This window comes from Rhizohabitans arisaemae, assembly GCF_025996515.1.
Classification (GTDB): Bacteria; Actinomycetota; Actinomycetes; order Streptosporangiales; family Streptosporangiaceae; genus Rhizohabitans; species Rhizohabitans arisaemae.
This window is the reverse complement of the sequence record NZ_BLRH01000034.1, coordinates 904,618-920,816: the sequence shown is the minus strand read 5'-3', so window position 1 is coordinate 920,816 and position 16,199 is coordinate 904,618. Positions and strand designations below refer to the sequence as shown.

The following is a 16,199-nucleotide window of genomic DNA, read 5'->3' as shown; positions in this document are numbered from 1 at the left end:
TTTGTGCTGTGCTCGGGCGCCCTGGGTGCATGTTTCGCCTGCTCACCGCAGTTCCATCCGGGTCTGCGGGTGATTTGGTGCGTCATTTTCCGGTTTTACGGTCTTAGTAGCTGATTAATAGCGTTCACCCTGTTCATGGTGTGACGGGTTGGCTGCTATGTCCGAAATTTCGTGACCGATACATATAGTAGTATTTTTGTTTATTTTGGTCATGATAAAAAGCTTGATTTGACTTCTGGTGTGTACGTAATGTCAAAAATGTCGTTCCCATCGCAGCCGAGCCGAATGTGGGTGAAGATCTTCTTTTTGCCAATTGCGCGCGCTTGACGCAGTCGGTGTCGGCTGTTCGTGAAAGGCATCTGTATGCGCAGACGTCTCGTTCTTCTTCTCTCCGGATGTGTGGCGACCCTTCTCCTGATCACCGGCTCGCTGTACGCCGCGAGCTACGCCGGTGTCTTCACCTTCGTGCAGAGCCCGGTGCCGATCGCGACCGCCAGCGCGGTGAACGGCAACTCGCAGCCGGCCATCGATTTCTCCAACTACTCCTCCGTCGGCAACCAGACGATGTCGCTGCGGTATAACTCCAAGGGAACATGCAACACCACGCGGGATCGTGAGGAAGACGTCCGGGCCTCGGTGGCCTCGGGTGGGACCAGTCCGACGATCACGGTTACCTTCCCGGGCCCCACCAACGTCACCTACCCCTTGAGCAACGTGCACTTCCACACGCATGCCGAGCACAAGTTCAACGGGACCTATGAGCCGATCGAGGCGCATCTGGTTCACTTCAACGCCTCAGCCGGCGCAGGCAGGCCTCAGTACGTGGTGGTCACGGTCTACCTTCGTCCCGCCGCCGGGTGGAGCGAGTACGACGAGCTGCTGTTCAACACGCCCGCCGAGTGCGATCCGGCGGTGAACCGCCTCGACATCAACCCCGCGAACCTGCTGCCGACCAGTACCACGACCTCGTACCGGTATGAGGGTTCGCTGACCACTGGGAGCAGCTCGCCCTACCCCGGCCCGGTCGCCTGGGTGATCTTCGATCCCTCGGTCGGGCGCACCCTCCAGTCGAGTCACATCACCGCTTACGAGAACGTGTTCTCCGGGGTCGGCGGTAACTGGCGAGCGGAACAGTCTCCGACGACGATCTACAAGAAGCCCTGGTAGTAGCGGCTGCCTGAAGCCGTCTGATCACCGATCCCGCCGCCTCCCCCTGGCGGCGGGATCACCCATGTCCAGGGAGTGTCATCCGAAGCGGCAAGAGCGGAACGCTTCTTTGATCTTTGTCAGAGCCTGTGCGGCAATTCGATCTTCATTAGAAAGATTGGGGAGGTCATGTTTTGGTTTGTGGGCAATTGGTGTGACTTGTCCCCTTCTTTGTATTTACCTAAGTCACTATTGAGATCTTTGGTCATTATGTTCGTTTTGGTCATGATAAAAAGCTTGATTGGTCTATTGGTATATAATTAGTGTTTTGGGTGTCCTTCTGATAGTGCCGGTCCGGATGCGGCTGGGGATCTTCGTTTGTTCGCGCGCGCATAACGCAGTCGGGTTCGGCCGTTCGAGAAAGGCCTCCGCATGCACTCGCGTCTTACTCGCCTCTCAAGATCTGCAGCGGTCATCCTCCTTCTCATCGCGGGTTCCGTTTACGCCGGGAGCTCCGCCAACGCCTTCATGTACGCGTCGAGTCCGGTGGCGATCGTGACCGCGAACGCGGTGAACGGCAATGCTCAGCCGGCGATCACCTACAGCTACGTCAACGCCGCGACCGAGACCGTCCGGATGAGCTACCACTCCAAGGGTGCGTTGCCGGCTTCGTGCAGCACCCGGGACGCCGAAGAGGACATGCGCGGCGAGGTGACCACCAGCACGCAGTCGATTACTTATGGGGGGACCACCTACAACCTGAACAACGTTCATTTCCACGCGCCGGCCGAGCACAGCTTCAACGGGACCTATGAGCCGATCGAGGCGCACCTCGTTCACATCAACAACTCCGCCACGCCCAAGTATGTGGTGATCGTGGTCTACATCTACTCCACCGGTGCCGGTGGATGGACCGATTACGACAAGATCATCAGCGATCCGCCGGTCGTCACACCTCCGTTGAACGAGTGCCAGCCTGCGGAGGACAGGCTTGACGTGAACCCAAGGAATCTGCTGCCTGTCGACATATCCGCCAGCGCAGTCACCTACCGATATGAGGGTTCGCTGACCACATCGCCCTACTCGGGGCCGGTCGCCTTCGTGATTTTCCCACCGTCAGCCGGACGCACCATCCAGTCGGGCTACCGGGACGACTACATCGGTATCTGGTCCGGGCTCGCCAACGGCAACGCCAAACCGGTGACCGGTGCGGCCCATACCCTCTACAAGAAGCCCTGGCCGTGACGGCCGGCTGAATCCGTCTGACCTGTGATCCCGTCGCCCTCCGCACCTGGCGGCGGGATCACCCATGTCCGCGAGGCGGTCATCCGACGGATTTCCGGGGCAGAATTCCTCGGATCGATCAGCGGGGTATCTGTGCGATCCCGTGGATGAGCTTTACTGCGGAGAAGATCGATCTACAAGAAGCCTCGGCCGTCAGCCTCTCGGTCGAGCCGCGGCCAACTGCCGATCCCGTCACCTTTAGTACTCGGCGGCGGGATCACCCATTTTCGCGATGAATTGTCTGGATCGGCGCGGGCTGGAATGATTTCCTGGATCTTCATCCGATGTCGGTGCATAAATTCGATCTTCGTTTGCCGGATTGGAAGATCGTGTCGATGTGGCCTTCCGTTAATTTTCCTATCTTGTCCGCTTTTGTATATTTGTATAAGTGTGCATTGGGTATATGGTCGTTTTGTTCGTTTTGGTCATGGCAAAAAGCTTGATTAGGCTATTGTTGTGTATTTACTGTTTTGGTGTCCTTCTGATAGTGCCGGGCCGAATGCGGGTGGAGATCTTCGTTTTTGTCGCGCGCGTGTGACGCATTCGGTTTCGGTCGTTCGAGAAAGGCCTCCGCATGCGCAAACGTCTCGTTCTCCTTCTCTCGGCGTCTGTGGCGTTTATCCTCCTCGTCACAGGTTCGCTGTACGCGGCGAGCTACGCCGGCATCTTCACCTACGTGCAGAGCCCGGTGCCGATCATGACCGCCAGCGCGACCGACGGCACCTCGAAGCCGGCGATCAATTTCTCCAACTACTCCTCCGTCGGCTCGCAGACGATGACGCTGAGGTACAACTCCAAGGGAACATGCAACAACACGCGGCATCGTGAGGAAGACGTCCGGGCCGAGGTGCCCTTAGGCGGGACCAAGCCGTACATCAGGGTTACCTTCCCGGGCTCACCCTCCACCGACGTCGACTACCCCTTTGACAACGTTCACTTCCACACCCATGCCGAACACAGGTTCAATAGCGCCCCCGGCGTCTACGAGCCGATCGAGGCGCATCTGGTTCACTTCAACGCCTCAGCCGGCGCAGGCAGGCCTCAGTACGTGGTGGTCACGGTCTACCTTCGTCCCGCCGCCGGGTGGAGCGAGTACGACGAGCTGCTGTTCAACACGCCCGCCGAGTGCGCGGGGTCGGTGAACCGCCTCGACATCAACCTGGCGAACCTGCTGCCGACCAGTACCACGACCTCGTACCGGTATGAGGGTTCGCTGACCACTGGGAGCAGCGCGCCCTACCCCGGCCCGGTCCACTGGGTGATCTTCGACCCATCGGTCGGGCGCACCCTCCAGTCGGGTCACATCACCGCTTACGAGAACGTGTTCTCCGGGGTCGGCGGTAACTGGCGAGCGGAACAGCCTCCGACGACGATCTACAAGAAGCCCTATCCGTGACGGTCGGCTGAGTCTGTCTGACCTCTGATCCCGCCGCCTTCCGCACCTGGCGGCGGGATCACCCGTGTCCGGGAATCCGTACTCGGCCAGACGCGATTCCTCTGTCCTATCGCCGGTGTGTGCTGTCTCTGTCGGCCTGGCAAGCCTCGTGACAAGTTCGTGTATTCGATCTCTGGTGAAGTGTGGCGCCCGGGCCGGTGCATCTTGTCTGATTGTTCTCTATTAAGATCTTTGGTCGTTTTGGTCGTTTTGAACATGATAAAACGCTTGATTTGGCCACTGTTTGGTTCTTACGTAATGGGTGTCCTTCTGATGGTGCCGGGCTGAATGCGGGTGGAGATCTTCGTTTGTCGTGTGCGTGACGCAGTCGGTTTCGGCCGTTCGAGAAAGGCCTCCGCATGCGCAAACGTCTCATTCTGCTTCTCTCGGGGTGCGTGGCGACTCTCGTCCTCATCACGGCTTCGCTGTACGCGGCAAGCTATGCCGGTGTCTTTAGCTACGCGCGGAGCCCGGTGCCGATCGTGACCACCAGTCCGGCGGACGGCACCTTGAAGCCGGCGATCGATTTCTCCAACTACTTTGTCGTCGGTTCGCAGACGATGAAGCTGGAGTATCACTCCAAAGGCGCGTTGCCGACTTCGTGCAGCACCCAGGATCGTGAGGAAGACGTCCGGGCCGTGGTGGCCCCGGGCGGGACCAGGCCGACGATCACAGCCACCTTCTTGGATCCCCCCGGTCCTACCAACGTCACCTACACATTTGAAAGCGTTCGTTTCTACACGCCTGCTGCGCACAGGTTCAACGGCATCTACAAGCCGATCGAGGCGCAGCTGGTCCACTACAACGCCGGCGCCCCCTCGCCGAGGCCCAAGTACGTGGTGGTCACGGTCTACCTCTACCCCGCCGTCGGGTGGAGCGAGTACGACGAGCTGCTGTACAACACGCCCGCCGAGTGCGCGGGGTCGGTGAACCGCCTCGACATCAATCTTGCGAACCTGCTGCCGACCAATACCACGACGTCGTACCGGTATGAGGGTTCGCTGGTCACCTCGCCCTACCCGGGGCCGGTCCACTGGGTGATCTTTGACCCCTTGGTCGGCCGCCCTCTCCATCCGGCTCACATATCCGCCTACCAGAACGTGTTCTCCTCGGTCGGCGGTAACAGTCCGACTGAGAGTCCTCCTTTAGCGACGATCTACAAGAAGCCTTGGCCGTGATCATCGGCTGAAATCGGCCGACCTCTGATCCCGTCGCTGTACCTGGCGGCGGGATCGCCCGTGTCTGCGGAGAATTGCCTATGTTCGTATTTCGGATATAAATACGCCCTTGTATCATTTATTGCATTCTGTCCGTATTGGTGGCATGGAAAACGGGTGAGGTCTCCGGTTGTGGGGAAGATCGCATAATGGTGCAGAATTGTCTGCTGTGATAAATGGGGATAAATCCACTGTGCTACGCCCCGGTTACGTGATCCAAATGGTTGCCGGGGTCTCCGTCTTCGTCGTCGCCTACGCCTGGCTGCTGCTCACCGGCAACACCGCGTTCCCGTTCTCCGCCGACGAGGGCGCGCCCGACGTCTCCCTCTGGGTGGCCGTCCTGCCCACCGGTGCCGCGATGGTGCTCACGCTGCTGGTCGCACCGCGCCGGACGCCACCGGAGCCGCTGGCCGATCTGGCGCGACCCTGGCTTGTCCGGGAGACACAGGTACTCGTCGCGATGGCGATCCTTTTCCCGGTGGTGGTCTTCGCGCTGGTTTCAGTCGGCGGAGGAGACCTGTACGTCCTGTTCAAGTTGCTCTTCCTGCTTGCCGTCCCGCTGATCGCGTTCCGGCTGCTCCGCAAGGACGGTCCCAAGGCGAGGACCTTCCCCACCCCGGTCACCTGGCTGGCGCCGATCCCGGCGGTGGCCGTCTGGTTCGTCATCTCCGAGATCGGGCCGCTCTCCCCGCCGCTCACCGCGAAGCTGCCCGACCCGGTCACCCTCGCCGTTCTCTCCTTGGTCACGTTTCTGACCGCGGGGATCCTGGAGGAGGTCTTCTATCGGGGTTGGCTGCAGACCCGGCTGGAGCGGTTGTACGGCCGATGGCCCGCGATCCTCGCCGCCTCGCTCCTGTTCGCCGTGATGCACTCCACCCGGCTGCACGCGCTCGGTCCCGCTCTCGGGCTCGCTTCGATCGTCGCCTTCCAGGGCGTGTTCGGCCTGATGCAGGCCTATCTGTGGGCGCGCTACCGCAACATCTGGGTTGTGATCTTCACGCACGGCGTCGTCAACCTGGTCTACATCGACATGCTCCTCGGCGACATCTGACCCGTGAAGCCGTTCGCCGCCGGAACGGCGGCGGCAGCCCGTACGGTGCCGTGTGGATCCCTTCGCCGCAGGGGGGTTACGGCTCGCTCCTTGACGCGTACTCGTCGACGTACTGCTGACCGGACAGCTTCTGAATCGCCTGCATGATCTCGTCGGTCACCGTACGGGTGACATCGCGGTGGGAGTGTCGGCCTCGGTCGGCGAACCGCAGCGGCGGGCCGATCTTCACGGTGATCCGCGTCGGCCGGGGAACGGTGGCACCGCGCGGCTGGGCGCGGTCGGTGCCCTCCAACGACACCGGGACCACGGGTGCGCCGGTGCGTAACGCCAGCCGGGCCACGCCGGTGTGGCCTCGGTAGAGCCGTCCGTCGGGGGAGCGGGTGCCTTCGGGGTGGATGGCGAACACGTCGCCGCGCTCCAGCACCCGGGCGCACTCGTTCAGCGCGGCGAGGGCGGCCCGGCCACCGGACCGGTCGACTCCGATCGCGCCGAGCGAGCGGAAGAGGGTCGCCGTGACCCGGCCGGTACGTCCCGGCCGGGTGAAGTACTCCTGCTTGCCGACGAAGAACACCTGCCGCGGGACGATCAGCCCCAGAATGAAGGAGTCGCAGATCGCCAGGTGGTTGGCCGCCAGGATCACCGGTCCGCGGCGTGGTACGTGGTGCAGACCGCTGACCTGGGGCCGGAAGGCGGCCCGCATCGCCGGACCGAGGAGCACGTGCTTGAACAGCGGGTACACCAAGCCTTCGGCGTTCATGTGGTCCCTTCTCCGTACGGCTTCGCCACCGAGACACCGGCCTGCATGAAACGGCGGTGGGACGGTGCTTGCGCGAAAGTGTCTCCACAATAGGCACATTCGCGGCTAGCTGGGACGCCGTTCGGGAACCCACTCTGCGCGCGGCATACGTCCAGGTCGCCGCCGGTCCGCCGGGAACCGAAGTGACCGGTAGAGGCCGGCAAGGTGGTTGCACGGCGCCCGCCGGAGGTGCCGCGCGTCACCTCGTGGACGGCCCGGCGCGATTCGTTGACCGGCCTGAACGACGACGCCGAGGTGCCCGCCTTCCACCGGCCGCGGTCTACACGAACTCCCTCAGGAGCGCTCGCCGGCCGGGGTCGGCGCGAGGACCGCGGCTCTCTCCACGGCCGTCCGGCGCTCGACCAACCCGAGTGCCACACCGACGGGGTGTGGGGCCGGTGATCGTTGTGGTGTGGGCGCCTCGGGGTGGGCACACACCACAACGATCACCTGGAACAGAGGTGGCTGCGGGCCCGTACCGGCTTCGGATGGTCGGAGCCGCTCGGAGCCGGTGGGTGGTAGACGTGAGGGATGGACGACGATTTCGCGGAATTTCGTCCCCGCCTGTTCGCGCTGGCCTACCAGCTGCTCGGTGAGGTGGCGGAGGCCGAGGACGCGGTCCAGGACGCCTACCTGCGCTGGCACGCGGCCGAGGAGATCGTCTCGCCGCGGGCCTGGCTCACCAAGGTCGTGACCAACCTCTGCCTGAACCGGCTGACCTCGGCCCGGGCACGCCGCGAGCGGTACGTGGGGCCGTGGTTTCCCGAGCCGGTCGTCACCGGTGGAACCGGTGGTCCCCTCGACGCGGTGGAGCAGCGGGAGTCGGTCAGCGCGGGCGTGCTTCTCCTGCTGGAGCGGCTGAGCCCGGCGGAACGAGCCGTGTTCGTGCTGCGTGAGGCGTTCGGCTACACGCATCGGGAGATCGGCGAGCTCATGGACGTCTCCGAGGCCCACTCACGGCAGCTGCACCGCAGGGCCAGGAGCCGGATCGGGGAGGACCGGCGGCGGTTCGAGGTCGATCCGAAGCACCAGCGGGTGATCGTCGAACGCTTCCTCGCGGCGGTGCGGCACGGCGACCTGCAGGGCCTGCACGATCTGCTCGCCGACGACGTCGTCGCCTGGTCCGACGGCGGGGGGAAGGCCTTTGCCGCGCGGCGGCCCGTGGTCGGCCGGGACCGGCTGGTCCGGGCCGTGTTCCGCGTGGTCGCCAAGGCGGCGGGCGGTGAGCTCGGGACGGCGGAGATCAACGGTGCGCCCGCGCTCGTGGCCTACCGGGACGGCGTGCTGTGGGCCGTGGTCACCTTTGAGGTCGAGGGGGACCGCATCACGGCACTCCGCACCATCCTCAATCCGGAAAAGTTGCGATTCGCGGCGCGACAGCTGTCACATTCCGGACCGGCTATCCGGTCTGAAGACGCATGAACGACATCATTCTTGTCACCGGGGGAACCGGCACGCTGGGGCGGCACCTCGTTCCGCTGCTCGACCCCGCCCGGGTGCGGGTGCTCAGCAGGCGGCCGGGCCCCGGCCGCACGGTCGGCGATCTGAACGACGGCTCGGGGCTCGCGGAGGCGGCCGACGGGGCGGGCGTGATCGTCCACTGCGCCACGGGTGTACGCGGGAGCGATCCGACCCGCACCCGCAACCTCCTCGCGGCGGCCGGTCGCGACACACACCTGATCTACATCTCCATCGTCGGCGTGGACCGGCACCCGTTCCGGTACTACCGGGAGAAGCACGCCTGCGAGCGGATGATCGAGTCCGCCGGTCCACCCCACACGATCGTGCGCACCACCCAGTTCCACGACCTGGTGGCCCGGGTTCTGGGCGGCTTGGCCCGGTTGCCCTTCGTCCCGGTGCCCGCCGGCACCGCGTTTCAGCCGATCGACTCCGCCGAGGTGGCCGGGTGGCTGGCGGAACTGACCGGCCGCCCGCCGGCCGGTCGCGTGCCCGACCTGGGCGGTCCGCAGATCCGTCCTCTGGCCGACCTGGCGCGCGACTACCTGCGGGTGCGTGGACCGCGACGGTCCGTCGTGCCCGTCCGGGTGCCCGGGAGGGTCGCCTCCGCCTTCCGGCGCGGCGTCCACCTGGCCCCAGATCGGGCGGTGGGCAGGCGGACCTTCGCGGAGTTCCTCACCGGAGACGCGTCATGAGCCGCCGTCGCCTGCTGCGCTTCGGGCTTGCCGTGTTCATGCTGGTTGAGACGGTGCTCGGCCTGTGGCAGCTTCTTTTTCCGCGGCACTTCTACGACAACCTTCCGACGCCGGCGCACGCCTGGGTGGCGGCGCTGCCGCCGTACAACGAGCATCTGCTCCGGGATCAGGGCGCCCTGCATCTGGCGCTGGCCGTGGTGTACGGCGCCGCGGTGTTCACGATGGACCGGCGGCTGACCCAGGTCGCGCCGCTGGCCAACCTGGCGTTCAACCTGCCGCACTTCGTCTTCCACGCGACGCACACCGATGCGCTGCCGCCGGGCGACGCCGTCGCCCAGACGGTCGTGCTGCTGGTCGGCGTGCTGCTTCCCCTGGGGCTGCTTCTCCTCGCGCTCCGGCCTCCGCACCCCGGCCCGAAGGCAAGCGGGGTGACATAGGGGGCGGAACGCCGCCGGCGGACGGACTCCCCACCGGGAGCACCGGCCACGACCGAGGATCCGGTACGGCGCCGCGAGCGGTTCACGGCCGTGGAACGAATGAACACCTGCGTCGAGCCGGTGCCCGCCCTCCCGGGCTTCCGGTGGTCAGGCGGGGCGGCGGGGGCCGGGCAGGATCCGTTCCACCAGGTCGGTGACGATGTCGTGGATCCGGTCCTCGGGAAAGACGTCGGGCAGCGTGAGCCGTTCCAGGATCAGCCAGTTCAACGCCAGATACAGCGAGACCACGGTGGTCGCGTCGCCGGGCAGGCCGGATTCGGCGTGGTGGGCGATGTTGGCGTCCACGTCGGCGCGGATGCGTTCGGTGAGCAGGCGGCGCAGCTCGGGGCGGCGGGTGGACTCCAGGCGCAGCTCCAGCAGGGCCAGGTAGCCGGAGCGGAAACGGCTGACCCGGTCCACCAGGTCGTGCATGAGCTCGATCACCCGGTCACGGTCGCGCGGCCCCTCCAGCGCGGCGGCCATCACGTCGGGTTCGGGCCCGAGCCGCTCGTAGAAGCGGTGGCCGACCTGGGTGAGCAGGTCGTCGCGGCCGGTGAAGTAGTTGGAGGCGGTGCCGCCCGGCACTTTCGCCTCGACGTCCACGGCGCGGAAGGTCAGACCCCGTGCACCCTCCCGGGCGAGGACCTCGATGGCCGCGTCGAGGAGGGCTGCCCGCCGTACCGGGTTCTGGCGCATGGTGATCTCACTCCCGGGCCGATACCACTATGTCCATAGTACTATATCGGGTTCATCGGGTACCGTGAACCGGCCGGGCGAGCAGATAGAGCAGCGCGATCAGTGTCGGCCCACTCACGATCTCACCGGCGGAGATGAGCCCGAAGACCGCCGAGAGCGGAATCCACTCGATCCGCTCGGCCTCGGTGACGTCCACGGGCGGGCCGATGTGTTCCGCGTGCTCGGCGAGGAACAGATGGTGCACACTCTTGATCGAACCGTTGGACGGCTGGGACACCACGAGCGGACGGAGCGGCCCGGGACGCCAGCCGGTCTCCTCCTCGACCTCCCGGGCGGCGGCCTGCGCCGGGTCCTCGCCCTCCTCCACCCGCCCCATCGGGATCTCCCAGCCCCAGGTGTCGGTCACGTGCCGATGCCGCCACATCAGCAGCACCCGGTCCGCCTCGTCCAGGACCGCCGTGCCCGCCACCGGTCGCGCCATCCGCACCACGTGCTGCTCGAACCGCTGCCCGTCCGGAAGCTCGACGTCCACGAAGTCGAGACTGACCCAGTCGCTCGCGTAGATCGAACGCCGGCCGTGCACGGTCCACTTCATGTCACACCTTCCCACCCCGGCCACGGTTCCGGCGCACCCGCCGGACGCCCCGCCTCAAGCATGCCGGATCGCAAGCCGTACCCGGGATGTGCCCGACGCGGGCGAGTACTCACTCCGTCCAGTGGGTGCCGTCGTCTGCGCGTGGTTCTGCGGCATGCCTCCGTCGAAACTCGGTGTGATGAGCCTTGAGGCGAGGGTGATCGTCCAGAGGTGAACCTTCTGTTCCGATGGTCTCGATCGTGGGGGCGTGCCAGGATGCTGCCCCGTGTCTAACAAAACCACGTCCGATTGGCCGTCCGGACGGGACGATCTGCTTCCGCCCCCGTCGTGGGGAACGGATCGGGCGGGTTCGGCGCGGGTGCGGATGCTCTGGCTGTTCGCGGCGATCGTGGCGGTGCTGATCGTCGGGCGGCTGTGGCTCGCCCCCGGCATCCGGCTGCCCGGCTTTCAGACCTGGGCGACGGTCTTCGTGGCGATCTGTGTGCAGGCGATGCCGTTCCTGGTGTTCGGGGTGGCCCTGTCGGGGGCGATCACCGCCTTCGTCCCCGCCGGGTTCTGGACCCGTGCCCTGCCCCGGCATCCGGCGGCGGCGGTCCCGGTCGCCGGGCTGGCCGGGGCGGTGCTGCCGGGCTGTGAATGCGCCTCCGTCCCGGTCGCGGGGGGCCTGATGTCCCGCGGGGTGGCCCCGGCCGCGGCGCTGGCCTTCCTGCTCTCCTCCCCGGCGATCAATCCGATCGTGCTGGTCGCCACCGCGGTGGCGTTCCCTGGGCGGCCGGAGATGGTCGCCGCCCGGTTCGTCGCGTCGCTGGCGGTGGCGGTGCTGGTGGGCTGGGTGTGGGCTCGGTTCGGGCGGACGGCCTGGATGCGCATCCCGGTACGGCGGCCGGTGGAGCCAGGGCGCAGGTGGACGGTGTTCCGGGAGACGATGGTGCACGACCTGCTCGGCGCGGGCGGCTTCCTGGTGATCGGGGGGCTCGCCGCGGCGACGCTGAACGTGGCCCTGCCCGCCGAGTGGACGAACGCGGTCGCCGACTCCCCGTGGCTGTCGGTACTGGTGCTGGCGTTCCTCGCCGTCCTGCTGTCGATCTGCTCGGAGGCCGACGCGTTCGTCGCCGCGAGCATGTCGGCGTTCTCGCCGACGGCCCAGCTGACCTTCATGGTCGTCGGTCCCATGGTGGACCTGAAGCTGATCGCCTTGCAGGCCGGGACCTTCGGCCGCCGCTTCGCGGTCCGCTTCGTGCCGTTGACCTTCGTGCTCGCGGTCGGCGTGAGCGTACTCGTGGGAGCGTGGCTGCTGTGACACCGTTGGCGCGGAACCTCCTGGTCTCGCTGATCGGCGGAACCCTGCTGTGGATCTCCGTGTTCTCCTCGTCCTATCTCAACTACGTGAAGCCCTCCTTCCGCTTCTTCCTGATCGCCGCGGGGCTCTGCCTGCTCGTCGTGGGGGTCGTGGGCCTCGTTCGATCCTGGTCGACAGACACGGCCGACGGCGGGCACCACGGCGGCGAGGGGAACTGCTGCGACGGGGACGAGCACGGGGGAGGGGGGTCACGGGTGGCGTGGCTGCTCGTCCTGCCGGTGCTGGCGATCTTCCTGGTCGCGCCGCCCGCCCTCGGCTCGTTCGCGGCCGAGCGTGAGCCGACCCCGCCGGCCCCGGCCGCCTGGGAGGCGGACGACTACCTGCCGCTGGTCGACGACGGCAATCCGGTGCCGATGCCGGTGAGCGAGTTCGTCCGGCGGGCCTGGTTGAACAAGTCGCTGAGCGGCTGGGACGTCGAGCTCACCGGCTTCGTCGTGCCCCGCAAGAAGGGCGGCTGGTATCTCACCCGCATGCAGATGAACTGCTGCGCGGCCGACGCGCGGGCGTGGAAGGTCGTGGTGAAGAACGTCAAGCGGCCACCCGTCGACACCTGGGTGACGGTGGTCGGCTCCTGGGTCGTCCTGGGGGCCGACGAGCGACCGGACGCGCCTGAGCTCACCGTCCGCGACATGGAGCGTATCCCCGCTCCGGAGGAGCCGTACGAGTGACGGGCCGCGCGCCCGGAGACGATCGGCGGGTTCCGGATGACGCCGGAGGGGTACGGCCTTACGGCGGCTCCTGCGCCTGGCCGGGTACGGCCTGAAGGCGGCGCGGCCCGTTCTCGGCACGGCGCACCGGCGACGACCTCAACGCAAACCGGGGGATTCTCCACGCCGGGCAGGCCGCCGACGGCACGGTGCGGTATGGGCTGAGCCGGGCCTATCCCGCACCGGCCTCCAGGGTCCGGCGCAGCCCGTACCGCATGGTCGTCCGGGGTCTCGATGGCCCCTGCGGAGAGATGATCAGGGACGGAACGCCTTGAGGGTGACGTCGACGAGCGCGTCGGCGAACTCGGGCGTGAGCGGTCCCGAGCGGTGGAGCCATCGCTGGAAGACGGGGGCGTAGAGCACGTCGAGGAGGAGATCGAGGTCGGCGTCCGCCGCGAGCTGGCCGGCTCGCTGGGCACTGCGCAACCGGGCCTTCTTGGCCTCGGTCACCGGTGCGGCCAGTCTCTCCCGGTACTGGGTCGCCAGGTCGGGGTCGTTGACGATCTCGGAGTTGAGCGCCCGGATCGGTGCCTCGAAGTCCGGATCGGCGAACTCGGCCACGGTCGCGCGGAGCACGAGCTTGAGGTCCGCCTCGATGTCTCCGGTGTCGGGCAGGGAGATCCCCTGGTCCTCGGCGTTCACGCTGAGGGCCAGAAAGGAATCGAAGATCACGGCACCCTTGGACGGCCACCACCGGTAAATCGTCTGTTTGCCCACGCCCGCGCGTGCGGCGATGGACTCGATGGTCACTTTCGCGTACCCCACCTCGCAGACCAGCTCGCGGGCGGCGTCGAGGATCGCCTGCCGTGACCGTTCGCTGCGGCGGGCGGGGTCCGGCTTCCTGCTATCGGGCATGCGCTCAGGCTATCGGATAACGAGACGGAACGGTTCGTCTTGACAGACCCGAATGCGGCATCCAGGATAGGTGCAACACGAGACGAGACGTCTCGTTTCACAGAAGGGGGTGGGGTCCTGTGACGACCGCCAGAGTATGGTTCATCACCGGTGCTTCCCGGGGCCTCGGCCGGGCGTTCACCGAGGCCGCTCTCGACGCCGGTGACCGGGTCGTGGCCGCCGCTCGCAACGTCGAACCGCTCGAGGACCTGGCCGACAAACATCAGGATCGTCTTGTACGGCTGCCACTGGACGTCGCCGACCGCAACGCCGTGTTCGCGGCCGTGGACAAGGCGGTCGCCGCATTCGGCCGGCTCGACGTCGTGGTCAACAACGCCGGCGGGTTCCTGTACGGCATGGTGGAGGAGGCGACCGAGGACCAGATCAGGGCGCACCTGGACGTCAACTTCTTCGGCGCGGTCTGGGTGTCCCAGGCCGTCGTGCCCCATCTGCGGGCCCAGGGCGGCGGGCGCATCCTGCAGGTCACCTCGATGGGCTCCGGCGGGGGCATGGCCACGGTCGGGTTCTACTGCGCGGGCAAGGCCGCGCTCGACTCGGTCGGCGAGGCGCTGGCCATGGAGGTCGAGTCGTTCGGTGTCAAGGTCACGATCGTGCAGATGGGCGGCTACAACACCGGTCTGTTCACGGCGGGTACCACGGCGACCACGCCGCACCCGGACTACGAGCCGCTGCGCCGGAAGATGGAGGAGATGTGGGGAGACGAAGCCGGCCCGGACCCGAGCACGGCCGCGCCGGTCGTCATGGAGCTGGCCGCGCTGCCCGACCCGCCCCGTCGGCTGATCGTGGGGAGCGCGTCCTACGACGTCGTCCACGAGATGGGGAAAGCCCAGGCCGAGCTCTACCACGAGTGGGAGCACCTCAGCCGGATGGCCCCGGGCTGACGGGGAGTAGGGCGGAGTGGCTTGCGGGCGGGTTTCGGAGCCCGAAACGACGAAGATCATCCTACCATACTTTGTAAAGGTGCTGGGTTGGTTGTAACCCCGCGCACAAGCAAAAGCACTAGGCCCTGATCGGCGAGACCGGCCACACGCCGTACCTCACGCAGGCGGGCACGATCCTTCGTGAACTCGCGCGCATCGAACGGGAGGCCATGGAGGCGCTGAGCCGGCTTCCCGGGTGAGGCCTTCGAACCGCGGCCTGATCGGGGAAGACCGCCTGCCGCACGTCCCGCGACGGCTCGGGCGTGCTCGCCCGAGCCGTCGCCCGGTTGTCGTCGCGCACCTGTGGGCCGAACCCCGGATACCCGCTACGCGAAATCCTGGTACGCCGGGTCGGGGGAGAGGGCGGCGGCGAGGCGCAGGTGCCGTACGGCGTCGCCGGGGCGGCTCTGCCGCTGCAGGGTGCGGCCGAGCAGCAGGTGCGCGTAGGCGTCGGCCGGGTCCCGGTCGACGACGACGCGGAGTTCGGCCTCGGCCCGCCTGAGCTGGGCGGAGTGGTAGTAGGCGCGGGCGAGCAGCAGCCGGGCGCCGGTGTGGTCCGGGGCCTCCTCGACGACGCCGGAAAGGAGCGTCGCGGCCGTGATGTAGTCACGCGCCTCGAAGTAGGTGCGGCCACGCCGGTAGCGCTCGGCCAGGGTCTCGGTCGTCGTGGTCATGGTCACCCCTTCGCGGTGCCGTGGGTGGAATCGTCACCCGACAACCAGCGGGACGCCCGAAGTATTCCGGTGCGTTCCCGGAGGCGTCGTGGAATCAGCCGGGCCGTGGGATAGTTCAATAAGTCAAACAGCGCTGTGCAGGGGAGCCGTGTCGTGGTGCGTGTCGAATGGCCGGATCCGGAGGGCCAGGAGATCGTGGAACGGCTGCTCGCCGTGGAGTCCGCGCTGCGCCTCCACTTCGAGCGGACCGCGGCCGAGTTCGGGCTCACCATCCCGCAGGCGCAGACGCTCGTGCTGCTGCCGGCCCCCCAGCGGATGGGGGAGCTGGCCGGGCAGCTCGGTTGCGAACCCTCCCACGTGACGGGGATCGCCGATCTGCTGGAGGAGTGCGGGTACGTCCGCAGGGAGCCCGACCCCGAGGACCGCCGGGCGAAACGGCTCACCCTCACCGACACCGGGCTGGACATCCGGGACCGGCTGCTGGGCCGCCTGTTCGACGGGGCGCCGGTCGTCTCGGTCCTCGACGCCGACCAGCGGGCCCAGTTGCTCGCCCTGCTCCGCATCGCCCAGGAAGGGTCTCCGCCCTCCGTCGAGTGCTGACCCCCGCCGGCGTACGTCCCGGGACGGCTCCGCTCACGCTCGGATGGTACGGCCGATCGGCGGCTACGGCTGAAGTACAGGTGCCCCGCGATCCGGCGTCCCCGTCCACGGACAGTCCTGCTGAGCCGGACGAGTCGTCCCGCAGGCCGTACCCACCTGAGGTTTCGAAGCGGG

17 protein-coding genes are annotated in these 16,199 nt (G+C 66.8%); 12 read left to right on the top strand and 5 right to left on the bottom strand.

From position 1 onward, the window contains the following. Positions 1-363: 363 nt before the first annotated feature. The 5 genes from RUR_RS19780 (at position 364) to RUR_RS19760 (ending at position 6,133) form a co-directional block, all read left to right on the top strand. On the top strand, positions 364-1,167 hold the full coding sequence (locus RUR_RS19780; protein ID WP_283136574.1) for a carbonic anhydrase family protein: 804 nt from the start codon (positions 364-366) through the stop codon (positions 1,165-1,167). A 411-nt stretch (positions 1,168-1,578) separates the two neighbouring features. Then, positions 1,579-2,391, top strand: coding sequence for a carbonic anhydrase family protein (locus RUR_RS19775; protein ID WP_346349052.1), 813 nt, complete (start codon positions 1,579-1,581; stop codon positions 2,389-2,391). 649 nt (positions 2,392-3,040) lie between these two features. Next, on the top strand, positions 3,041-3,826 hold the full coding sequence (locus tag RUR_RS19770) for a carbonic anhydrase family protein (RefSeq protein WP_283136572.1): 786 nt from the start codon (positions 3,041-3,043) through the stop codon (positions 3,824-3,826). 398 nt (positions 3,827-4,224) lie between these two features. Then, the gene (locus RUR_RS19765) at positions 4,225-5,043 is read left to right on the top strand and encodes a carbonic anhydrase family protein (protein ID WP_283136571.1); all 819 of its coding nucleotides are present in this window, start codon (positions 4,225-4,227) and stop codon (positions 5,041-5,043) included. Positions 5,044-5,302: 259 nt separating this feature from the next. Further along, positions 5,303-6,133, top strand: a complete 831-nt coding sequence (locus tag RUR_RS19760) for a CPBP family intramembrane glutamic endopeptidase (RefSeq protein ID WP_283137053.1) — start codon at positions 5,303-5,305, stop codon at positions 6,131-6,133. Between the two features lie 76 nt (positions 6,134-6,209). Here the strand turns inward: RUR_RS19760 and RUR_RS19755 are convergent, their stop codons facing one another. Further along, entirely contained in the window at positions 6,210-6,890 is a 681-nt protein-coding gene (locus RUR_RS19755; protein ID WP_283136570.1) for a lysophospholipid acyltransferase family protein, read from the bottom strand. 570 nt (positions 6,891-7,460) lie between these two features. Here RUR_RS19755 and RUR_RS19750 point away from each other — a divergent pair. The 3 genes from RUR_RS19750 to RUR_RS19740 are packed head-to-tail and all read left to right on the top strand — an operon-like array spanning position 7,461 to position 9,519. Next, complete coding sequence (locus RUR_RS19750; RefSeq protein ID WP_283136569.1) at positions 7,461-8,351, top strand: RNA polymerase sigma-70 factor; 891 nt, start codon at positions 7,461-7,463, stop codon at positions 8,349-8,351. After that, entirely contained in the window at positions 8,348-9,082 is a 735-nt protein-coding gene (locus RUR_RS19745) for an SDR family oxidoreductase (RefSeq protein ID WP_283136568.1), read from the top strand. The genes RUR_RS19750 and RUR_RS19745 overlap by 4 nt, the downstream gene beginning before the upstream one ends. After that, positions 9,079-9,519: a hypothetical protein gene (locus RUR_RS19740; protein WP_283136567.1), complete on the top strand. Its 441-nt coding sequence runs from the start codon at positions 9,079-9,081 to the stop codon at positions 9,517-9,519. The genes RUR_RS19745 and RUR_RS19740 overlap by 4 nt, the downstream gene beginning before the upstream one ends. A gap of 147 nt (positions 9,520-9,666) precedes the next feature. Here RUR_RS19740 and RUR_RS19735 read toward each other — a convergent pair whose 3' ends face one another. Next, positions 9,667-10,254, bottom strand: coding sequence for a TetR/AcrR family transcriptional regulator (locus RUR_RS19735; RefSeq protein ID WP_283136566.1), 588 nt, complete (start codon positions 10,252-10,254; stop codon positions 9,667-9,669). A 52-nt stretch (positions 10,255-10,306) separates the two neighbouring features. Further along, positions 10,307-10,849 carry an NUDIX hydrolase gene (locus RUR_RS19730; protein ID WP_283136565.1) on the bottom strand — a complete coding sequence of 181 codons (543 nt, stop codon included), beginning with the start codon at positions 10,847-10,849 and terminating at the stop codon, positions 10,307-10,309. 265 nt (positions 10,850-11,114) lie between these two features. Between RUR_RS19730 and RUR_RS19725 the strand changes: the two genes are divergently transcribed. Together RUR_RS19725 and RUR_RS19720 are read left to right on the top strand one after the other, a co-directional pair. Then, positions 11,115-12,149 (top strand): permease, encoded by a 1,035-nt coding sequence (locus tag RUR_RS19725; protein ID WP_283136564.1) that lies wholly within the window; start codon positions 11,115-11,117, stop codon positions 12,147-12,149. Further along, positions 12,146-12,877 (top strand): TIGR03943 family putative permease subunit, encoded by a 732-nt coding sequence (locus RUR_RS19720; protein ID WP_283136563.1) that lies wholly within the window; start codon positions 12,146-12,148, stop codon positions 12,875-12,877. Before RUR_RS19725 ends, RUR_RS19720 begins: the two co-directional genes overlap by 4 nt. 294 nt (positions 12,878-13,171) lie before the next feature. On the opposite strand, the gene RUR_RS19715 is transcribed toward RUR_RS19720, so the two are convergent. Further along, positions 13,172-13,771 (bottom strand): TetR/AcrR family transcriptional regulator, encoded by a 600-nt coding sequence (locus tag RUR_RS19715; protein WP_283136562.1) that lies wholly within the window; start codon positions 13,769-13,771, stop codon positions 13,172-13,174. A 119-nt stretch (positions 13,772-13,890) separates the two neighbouring features. Between RUR_RS19715 and RUR_RS19710 the strand changes: the two genes are divergently transcribed. Continuing rightward, entirely contained in the window at positions 13,891-14,712 is an 822-nt protein-coding gene (locus tag RUR_RS19710; RefSeq protein ID WP_283136561.1) for an SDR family NAD(P)-dependent oxidoreductase, read from the top strand. A gap of 365 nt (positions 14,713-15,077) precedes the next feature. Here RUR_RS19710 and RUR_RS19705 read toward each other — a convergent pair whose 3' ends face one another. Continuing rightward, positions 15,078-15,425: a tetratricopeptide repeat protein gene (locus RUR_RS19705; RefSeq protein WP_283136560.1), complete on the bottom strand. Its 348-nt coding sequence runs from the start codon at positions 15,423-15,425 to the stop codon at positions 15,078-15,080. Positions 15,426-15,578: 153 nt separating this feature from the next. On the opposite strand from RUR_RS19705, the gene RUR_RS19700 reads away from it, so the two are divergent. After that, positions 15,579-16,025 (top strand): MarR family winged helix-turn-helix transcriptional regulator, encoded by a 447-nt coding sequence (locus RUR_RS19700; RefSeq protein ID WP_283136559.1) that lies wholly within the window; start codon positions 15,579-15,581, stop codon positions 16,023-16,025. Positions 16,026-16,199: the final 174 nt, after the last annotated feature.